The sequence below is a fragment of the Brochothrix sp. genome, from assembly GCF_017549435.1.
Taxonomy (GTDB): Bacteria; Bacillota; Bacilli; order Lactobacillales; family Listeriaceae; genus Brochothrix; species Brochothrix thermosphacta.
The window spans coordinates 1-9,491 of the sequence record NZ_JAFYUW010000124.1 but is presented as its reverse complement, the minus strand read 5'-3'; the positions used below and the strand labels follow the sequence as shown (position 1 = coordinate 9,491).

At 34.0% G+C, this 9,491-nt stretch carries 8 protein-coding genes and 1 riboswitch; of the genes, 4 read left to right on the top strand and 4 right to left on the bottom strand.

The genetic code is table 11. From position 1 onward, the window contains the following. Window positions 1-204: 204 nt before the first annotated feature. Window positions 205-398: riboswitch (cobalamin riboswitch) on the bottom strand. A 215-nt stretch (window positions 399-613) separates the two neighbouring features. After that, entirely contained in the window at window positions 614-1,525 is a 912-nt protein-coding gene (locus IKV95_RS08490) for a DUF4430 domain-containing protein (protein WP_069126325.1), read from the bottom strand. 366 nt (window positions 1,526-1,891) lie between these two features. Between IKV95_RS08490 and IKV95_RS08485 the strand changes: the two genes are divergently transcribed. Then, window positions 1,892-2,470: a histidine phosphatase family protein gene (locus IKV95_RS08485; protein ID WP_029091624.1), complete on the top strand. Its 579-nt coding sequence runs from the start codon at window positions 1,892-1,894 to the stop codon at window positions 2,468-2,470. Window positions 2,471-2,879: 409 nt separating this feature from the next. On the opposite strand, the gene IKV95_RS08480 is transcribed toward IKV95_RS08485, so the two are convergent. The 3 genes from IKV95_RS08480 to IKV95_RS08470 form a co-directional block, all read right to left on the bottom strand. Then, window positions 2,880-3,089 (bottom strand): hypothetical protein, encoded by a 210-nt coding sequence (locus IKV95_RS08480; protein ID WP_069126328.1) that lies wholly within the window; start codon window positions 3,087-3,089, stop codon window positions 2,880-2,882. Between the two features lie 253 nt (window positions 3,090-3,342). Further along, window positions 3,343-4,293 carry a VOC family protein gene (locus IKV95_RS08475; RefSeq protein WP_287451662.1) on the bottom strand — a complete coding sequence of 317 codons (951 nt, stop codon included), beginning with the start codon at window positions 4,291-4,293 and terminating at the stop codon, window positions 3,343-3,345. Between the two features lie 63 nt (window positions 4,294-4,356). After that, window positions 4,357-4,926 (bottom strand): alpha/beta hydrolase, encoded by a 570-nt coding sequence (locus IKV95_RS08470; protein ID WP_287451660.1) that lies wholly within the window; start codon window positions 4,924-4,926, stop codon window positions 4,357-4,359. A gap of 315 nt (window positions 4,927-5,241) precedes the next feature. On the opposite strand from IKV95_RS08470, the gene IKV95_RS11220 reads away from it, so the two are divergent. The 3 genes from IKV95_RS11220 to IKV95_RS08460 all read left to right on the top strand — a co-directional run bounded on the left by IKV95_RS11220 (window position 5,242) and on the right by IKV95_RS08460 (window position 9,278). Next, on the top strand, window positions 5,242-5,331 hold the full coding sequence (locus IKV95_RS11220) for a putative holin-like toxin (RefSeq protein ID WP_120472800.1): 90 nt from the start codon (window positions 5,242-5,244) through the stop codon (window positions 5,329-5,331). A gap of 257 nt (window positions 5,332-5,588) precedes the next feature. Further along, complete coding sequence (locus IKV95_RS08465) at window positions 5,589-7,859, top strand: glycoside hydrolase family 3 C-terminal domain-containing protein (protein WP_287451659.1); 2,271 nt, start codon at window positions 5,589-5,591, stop codon at window positions 7,857-7,859. 30 nt (window positions 7,860-7,889) lie between these two features. Then, window positions 7,890-9,278: an MFS transporter gene (locus IKV95_RS08460; protein ID WP_069126302.1), complete on the top strand. Its 1,389-nt coding sequence runs from the start codon at window positions 7,890-7,892 to the stop codon at window positions 9,276-9,278. The last annotated feature ends 213 nt before the right edge of the window (window positions 9,279-9,491 follow it).

Here is a 9,491-nt window from a genome sequence, read left to right as displayed (position 1 = left end):
ATGTTGCCAATATAATCAGTATTTTTTGTTTAATATTTTTCATTATTCGACCCCCAAATATTAGTAAAGTTCACAAAAAAAGACATCCAATCGTTATCGAAGGATGGCTAGAAACAGACTCATACTAAAAAATAGATACACAAAGACGCGGTCCTTTGTTTTATCTGATGAATTGTACTAGATAATTCTTCCAATAAGAATTGTAGTAACTATAAGTATTAAGCGAGGTATTCTGACTAAAATTTATCCTACTCTCTCACCTTCCCAAATAGCTAACTATTCAGTGGTCATTGAGATTTCGTCCTTCTCACAGTAGATTGGGGCTGTAGAGGAGTTACACCTCTTTCCCTACATCTTAATACATGTCGATTTGTTATACTTTCTATCCTTAATTATAGGTAAAATTTTACGGTCTTACAAGGTCATTTACAGGGATGCACAAATATATCTCTTTATTATTTTTCAAAAAAGAAATAACTAACACGAGCAGTTGTTTCTATAGCGCTATTTAAAGTCGGAGATGCCATTTTGTGACAACAAAATAATGCTACTTTATTATTTTTCATAACAAACAAAAAAGACTGGAAAATTCCAGTCTTTAAAAAACGTCCTATTAACCTTGTGGTGCACCTACATCATGACCTAAATCTTCTGTGTACATCCATTCAATCGTATCGCCAACTTTCAAGGTGTATTGCGCCGCACCATAACTAGGGAAAACGCCGTTCACGCGATAAAGCCAGCCACTTTCTGATCCTTTATCAAATTCATATAGATTATTAATACCCGCAACATAATTTCCGTTACGAATTCCCACTTGGATACCATTATCACGACAAAAATCACCAAGTACATCCATAACGCTCTCACCTTCTTTTATTGTCACTTTTTGAGGACTTATAAAATAGGTAGAGGAGTTAGCGACCGTTCCCCTGATTGATAACGTAATTTCTTTTTTAGCCTCTGGTTGTGGCTTATTTTCAGGCGTTGGTTTTGAAGGATTGGAAGGTTTTGATGGCTGAGATGAAGGCTTCACAGTCCCTTTATTTGGTTGAGTATTAGGTTGTTTAGCTGATGATTTATTAGGATGAGGTACTGGCGTTTCCCCTGACTTTGTTGCCTCACCTTTGACCGTTGTTTTATTAGAATTATCAATCGTTTGTTGCTCATTTATTTTTTCGTTTTTAGCTACTTGAGACTTTTCTTGTTTCGTTTTTTCATTGTTTTTTATCTGCTTATCTTTGTTTGATTCAATTGTTTCTTTTGTTGCTTTTTCTTTAACTTTACTAGATTTCGTTTCTTCTTTTTTTAGTTTAGTTTTTTCTTTTTCAGCAGATTTTTCTTTTTTTACATCGGTGTTACTCGTTTTTCCAGCACTGTCCGCTGTTTTATCTGCTTGTATTTCGCTGCTATTATTTGTTTCTGACATAGCAACCTTAGCATATTTATTGTTTAAGAAAATACCGCCTACGATTAAAATTGCCAACAATGAAACGACGAGTATCTGTAATGGACGTTTTTTCACAGGAGTTCCCCCAATTAATGTATTCCGCGTAAACCACTCTTTATTAACTCAATTGCAACATAACGTTTCCCAATGTAACGTTTGTTTACGACTAGTTTTTATAAATAAGACGTTCATCTTATTTAGAGTCACCTTGATTATAGAGAATTATGTTACTGAATACAACATACAGAAATAATATAACCAAAAATTTGTTAGCAACTTAACACCTAATATCATTGTACAAAAAATACATAAAATGCAAGTTATGGGTTATAAAAACATCTGATAGCTTTGATGTTGTCACATTTCATCATTTAAATCCACTGAATTCCACGATACTTTAAGCTATACTTATCATATATATGTGATAAAGGAGTTAAAAAAATGACAACATTATATTTAGTGAGACATGGACAAACCTTATTCAATGCGCAACATAAAATACAAGGTTTTTGTGATTCCCCTCTAACAGCTATTGGTATTCAACAAGCAAAAATTGCACACGCTCACTTACAAACAGAAAAAATCACATTTGATGAAGCCTATAGCTCAACATCGGAACGAGCGGTTGATACGCTTGAACTATTAACTCATCAGCCTTATCAACGGATTAAAAATTTACGTGAATGGAATTTCGGTTCTTATGAAGGTGAAGGCGAACATTTAAACCCGCCACTCCCTTATAACGATTTTTTTGTACAATTTGGCGGAGAGTCACAAATAGAACTTGAAAACCGTATTAGTACTACCGTAGCCGATATTGTAAGTAATAGTCCGGCCGATAGTATTTTAATTGTTTCACACGGTGCCGCAATTGCAAATTTTTATCGTCACTGGGAACACACTGGTACTGTTAAAAAGAATACTAAAATTCAAAACTGTTCCTTCTTTAAATATCATTATCAGGACGACCAATTTGTATTACAAGACATCATTGAACATGATTTCAGTGCACTATTATGATGCATCCTACACTCCTTTTTTCTTTAACAAAGAGTGAGCCTACAACTTTATCATAATTTTTGCTGATGCTTACATCCTAGGTTTTCATTACTCTATTTAAAAAGACTTAATTTTGGAATATGACTCATTTCATAGTTGAAATGAGTTATCCTACTAATTAAATCGCAAAAAAAAGTAACCGTTTCAACTTTGAGTTGACGATTACTTTTTTCGCATTAATTGCTTATCTACCATACAGATATCTATTAATGCTTGTTTCTTTTTGTATTATTTAATTTTAACCACTAAAGCTATTAAACTTCTTCTAGATAAAATCCACCACTATAATCATTTTTAATAATTTCATAACCAAGCCTAGCCACTAACAATAGACTCGCTGCTGGTTCCTTATGAATTCATTAACTTAAAATTATTTGTTTTGGAAATACAAAACAACGAAGCCCACAGCTATAGTAACTATACCTGAAATAAATTGTCCAATTCCAGAAGCTTCCCCTGTTAATAACAACTGAATTAAATTATTTTTAGTCTTATTCTTTTTAAACGCTCTATTCATCGAGTATAAACCCCATAAAGTTAAAACAAGGCCAAAAGCCCAAAGCACAATACTAGGTAACATATTTTCCACCTTTCCCTACATAATAATTTAAGTATACTACAAGCTTTATAGTATCGTATATAGACAATTATCTCTAAATCACAAAAAAGCGGATGCTCAGATAAGTTAAATACCTCGTTAGATTACTTGTCTATTTATATTGAACAAATAGTTACCTATCATTAAGTTTTATAGCGCTTTACACCTTGAAAAAAATAAACTTCCATCACTTTTTTCAAATAAACAACGAGATATTGTAGCTAGAATGAATGGTTTATTTTAAATTGTATTCTATTTTTTCTCGATCTTTCTCTAAAAAAGCAGGTAAGTAGAGAGGATATTCATCAACGTCAGCAAAATCATTTTCTAATATATCATGGTTCATTTCCTCTGTCGCTATTTCAAATAATATTCTGTTAGCCTCTCTAAAATACAAAGATTTAAATATTTCTCGATCTTTAATACCTGAAGACATCATATTATAGTTGATTAGCCATTCTTCATAACCCATTAATGTGCCATATGACTCGGCAGAGAACGCAACATGATGAGTGCCGCCAATTCCCATTGTTTCTGGAACTGCACTGTTATCATGGATCAAATGAACTTCTTGATATAAGTCAGTGGACTCATTACTTAAAATAATCGTTTCAGCTTTATTAAAACCTATCATTTTTGTACATGTCTTCCACTTTAATAAATCCTTTAAAATTTTCTGGCTGGCTTTAGGAAACGGAATTCTCAAATGGACAGAATCAATTGCTAGAATTGAATGCTCTATTGGAATATCTGCAGTTTTATTTGGATGAAAATTATGCGCGAGTTCATCCTTGTTTTTTATGGTTAAACCTAAAGGCGTGCCATCGTAATCTTCAAATCTTAATAGTTTTTTGTTATTATATTCTTCAATACCATAATGACAAATATCAAACGCTTCCAATCTTTTTTGCCAATAATCTAAAGATTCTTCAGTGTTTACTTTAAAGATGGTCCGATCGATTGAGTTATTTCCAAATTTCCTGTTAGGAATACCTGACATTTCAAATACTGTGAATTCACTGCCTGCACTTCCTTTAGCGTTTCCAAAAAACAAATGGTACATCTCTCGATCATCTTGATTAACGGTTTTAATAACTAACTTCATTCCTAAAATGTGTTTATAAAATTCAAATGACTTTTTCATATCACTATTAATCACAGAAACATGGTGTATCAATGGTCTCATATCAATCATCCTTTACATATCTATTTACAAACGCTTAAGTAGAATCTTCTTCTCGTTATTTTTTCACAGTGAGTCTTTAATCGCTTTAATTTCAACTTCTGTAAGCTCATGGCCGCCATCAAATAAAAAGTAAGTCAAGTTCTTATAATAGTTGTTCATCGTCTCTTTTAATTTTAAAACATCACCTGGCAATGCTAAATTATCTGTAGCTCCGGAAGTCATTATCACTTTCATCCCTGACTCAACTTCAAAATGATAGTTTAGATTAGATGGGTGAAGTAAGATTGCCTCGGACATAATATGTGGATATTTTTCTATTATCCCTATGATGAAATTCGCACCATTCGAGTAGCCTAAAAATACATTTTTCTTAAATGCGAATCCTCTTTTTTTCCACTCTTCCATGAAACCATTTATATTTGATTCAAAATCTTTTCTATCCAGTTGGCCATTTATCAATGGTGAAAAATAACGTCGATTACTTCCTACACCCTCAGTTGCCTTTACGCCTATAATAGTCGCATTAGGATTTAGTTCTTCCATCACTCGCAGTAATTGAAAATCATTTCCGCCTGTACCATGAAATAAAAAATAAGCTTCATCTTTAGATCCGTCATGTAATAAAGTAAACATTCTCTATCTCCTTTCAAAGGAATTTATTATATTTAATTACTACTCTATCATAATCTATTTTTTATCTGTTTACTAATCTCAACTATGTACAAAAATACCTTTTTCTCATGATACTCATGTGCGTAAAATCTTAAGTTTATAACAATAGCGGTGCCTTAAATTGATTGTTTTAATTTTTAACCACACTGTTATTAATAAATCATGGGCTATTTTTATGTTACAACAGACTCGTAGAGAAGTGAAAGACGGTGGCTATCCCGAAAGTTGATGATGCTTATTAAAATAGGTAGCCAATCTATGAAATGAAATGCCTTTTTGACAGATTTTGAGTCACTTCACCTAATGTTTGTTTTTGGAATATTTATTATTTCATTACTGACTTTAGTTGTCGTACTCATAAAATGAGACAAAAAAGCAATCGTCTATCAGTGGATTTAATAAATAAAAAAGGCTCCCTATCATTATAAACATAGGCTTCAAATGATTCTTTATACGCTAGTATATAAGATTTATTTTCTATGATGGAAAATTTCGAAAAAAAATAACATGAAAACAGTATTCGATTTGTACAAATGATAGTAGAAATATACTAGTAATGCTATGAACATAACAGTATGATAAATCTAGTTGATAGCGCTTTCAAAAATAAGGAGGAATCATCCATGAAAAATTATAGCAATATAGTAAAAGAGTTAACGTTAGAGGAAAAAGCAAGTTTATGCTCAGGATTAGATTTTTGGCATTTGAAAGGGATTGAACGTCTTAATGTCCCCTCGATTATGATGACAGATGGGCCACATGGTATGAGAAAACAACGACCCGATGCAAATGATCATCTTGGTGTGTTTGATAGTGTACCAGCAATTTGTTTCCCTTCTGCCGCAGGTATGGCTTCTTCTTGGAACAGAGAAATGTTGTTCGAGGTAGGTGAAGCACTGGGTGAAGAATGTGTATCAGAGCAAGTTTCTGTGTTATTAGGACCTGGCGTGAACATTAAGCGTTCACCATTATGTGGGCGTAACTTTGAATATTTTTCAGAAGATCCTTTTTTAGCTTCACAATTAGCAACTGAACAAGTCAAAGGGATGCAAACACATCCTATAGGGGCATCACTCAAACACTTTGCAGTAAATAACCAAGAAGAACGTCGAATGACAGTGGATGCTCATGTAGATGAGCGTACATTGCGAGAAATTTATTTAGCTGCTTTTGAAGAGGTTGTTAAAGAGGCACAGCCAGCGACAGTAATGAGCTCATATAACCGCGTAAACGGTGAATATGCAGCTGAAAGTGAACGTTTATTAACTACTATTCTTCGCGATGAATGGGGTTTTAAAGGGGCTGTTGTTTCAGATTGGGGCGCGGTTAATTACAGAGTAGCAGCCTTAAAAGCAGGATTAGAACTAGATATGCCTTCTAATAATGGTTATTCTGACACTTTAATTGTCTCAGCAGTTAAAAATGGCGAATTAGATGAAGCAGTGGTTGATCAAGCAGCAGAACGTGTATTACGTTTGATTGAAATGACTGCACCTCAAACTAATCCCGCACAATACAATAAAGAAGCACATCATAAACTTGCACGTCGTGTGGCATCAGAAAGTATGATATTGCTTAAAAATGACGCAGGGATGTTACCTTTACAGAAAACTGAAAATATAGTGGTTTTAGGAGAACTTGCAGAAAAACCACGTTACCAAGGAAGTGGTAGCTCAAAAATCAATCCAACGAAAATTGAAAGTTTACTGGATGAAATGCATAAAAGTGCACCCGATGCATTGATTAAATATGCAGCTGGTTATGATATGGCATCTGATGATTTATCAGAAACCTTGATTGAAGAAGCTATCACTACTGCAGAAAAAGCAGATAAAATCATTCTATTTTTAGGGTTGCCTGATCGCTTTGAATCTGAAGGATATGACCGTCATCATTTACGCTTACCAGATAACCAGTTAGCCTTGATTGAACGGATCACAGCTATTCATGAGAATGTCATTGTGTTGTTAAGTAACGGTGCACCAGTTGAAATGCCTTGGGAAAAAGATGTCCAAGCTATTTTCGAAGTCTATCTCGGAGGTCAAGCCATGGGTGGCGCGTTGAGTGATTTATTATACGGTGATGTTAATCCCAGTGCTAAATTAGCTGAAACATTTCCAATGAAATTAGAAGATACACCCGCCTACTTCAACTTTCCAGGTGAGAATGATGTTGTGTCATATAACGAAGGCCTCTTCGTTGGTTACCGCTACTATGATATGAAAGCAATGAATACTTTATATCCGTTTGGTCATGGCTTAAGCTATACAGAATTCACGTATGAAAAAATGACGCTTAGTAAAAAAAATATTACTGATAAAGAAATGATTGACGTGGAAATAACCGTACGTAATACGGGAGCAGTTGCAGGGAAAGAAATAGTGCAATTATACGTTGCAGATGTGAAGAGTACCGTTAAACGTCCACTAAAAGAATTAAAAGGATTTGAGAAAATTATGCTTAATCCTGGTGAAGAAAAAACAATCACAATCACGTTAAATAACCGTTCATTTAGTTACTATGATACAGCTATACAAGATTGGCATATTGAAAGTGGGGAATTTGAGATACTTGTGGGTCGTTCTTCTGCTCAAATTGAGTTAAAAGAAACACTTACTGTTAATTCTACCGTATTATTACCGCTTAAAATAAATCGTAATACAACAATCGGCGATATTATGTTAGATCCGCGAACAAGTGAGATTGCGAAAAAACATTTCAATCAATCTGAACTAGCATCTAATATTGCAAAAATGGATTTCACAGCGGAAACGCTTGAATTAGGACCTGCAATGTTAAAAAATATGCCTTTACGAGGATTAATTAATTTTAGTCAAGGTTATTTCACAGAAGAAAAATTAGCAACGTTTTTAAATCAATTAAATCAGGTATAATAACGCGTTTAATGACTGGGAGGAAAAAAGATGGCAACGAATACAAACATTCAAAAAGTATCGATGCAAGAAAAACTATCTTATGGCGCAGGCGATTTTGCTACAGGAATCGTGTGGCATGTTTCATCAATGTTTTTAATGTTTTATTATACGATGGTAATTGGTTTAAACCCAGCGACAATTGGAACGATTATCTTTGCTTCTAAAATTTTCGATGGTGTCACAGATATTGGGATGGGCTTTATTGTTGATAAAACACATAGTAAATACGGTAAGGCACGCCCTTGGCTTTTATGGGGAGCAATCCCCTTTCTAATCAGCGGGATTCTTCTTTATACGGTACCTGATGTGAGTACGGGCTGGCAGTTAGTTTATATAACTATTTCTTATAATTTATTATCATTTGCTTATACGGCAGTTAATATTCCGTATGGAACGCTTGCTTCATTAATTACACAGGATCAATATGAACGTTCTGTTTTGAACGTGTCACGTATGCTATTCAGTACCTTCGCTGGTTTAATTGCTGGTATGGGAACATTAGCAATTGTAAAAGTATTAGGTGATGGGCAAAAAGGTTGGATTACAATGGCAATTATTTTCTCTGCCGTCGGTTTTGTCTGTTTGATGTTATGTTTTAAAAATACCAAAGAACGTGTTAAACCAGCGATTAAAGAACTGGAAGATAGAAAAATACCGTTTAAATTATCAATGAAATTTTTGTTTAGAAATAAATATTGGTTACTTATTTTAGCACTCTTTTTAGTTCAAAACACAGGCAATGGTGTAGGTACAGCTGTAAGTACCTTCTTTGTAGCACAAGTTGCACAAGTCGGTGAAAGTATGTCGACAGAATCATTAATGATGTTATTAACATTTACTAAAATAGTACCTTCTGTCATCGCTATGTTAGTATCGTTACCACTAGTCAAACGATTTGGTAAACGAAATGTGGCTATAATTGGCATGGTGGTATCACTTGTTGGGTGTTTTATCATATTTATCGATCCATACAGTATATCATTAATTATTATTACCAATGTGATTAAAGGGGCTGGTGGTTCTGCATTAGTCGCTGTAATGTTCGCATTATTGGCTGATACGATTGAGTACGGCGAATGGCGTAACGGTGTACGTACTGAAGGTCTGGTTTATTCAGCGGGTAGCTTTGGCGCTAAAGTAGGAACAGGTTTTGGTGCCGCAGTTGTAGGGTGGATGTTAGCAGGCTCAGGTTTCATTTCAGGGGCACATGTACAACCTGAGTCAGCTCAAAGCATGATAATGTTTATTTTCTTATGGCTACCTATTATTTTTGATACATTAATGATTATAATTCTAGTGTTCTATAAACTAGATAAACAATTCCCACAAATTTTAGCTGATTTAGCAGCAATTCGTGAATCGAATATCACAAAATAACGATTATTTATTTAGCAGTTACCCTCTTTGGTGTAACTGCTTTTTGTATGGGGGCATCTCGTAGGATTCAATTTTTGAGTAATATCGAAGGAAAAGTCATAGCAGTATCCTTCACTTTAAGCATGTTTATAAAATAAACAGCTAAAAAAAAGAACTTTTAAATTATTCCGTTCATACTGTCCTCGTAAGCGAATAAATTAACAAGGATACCCT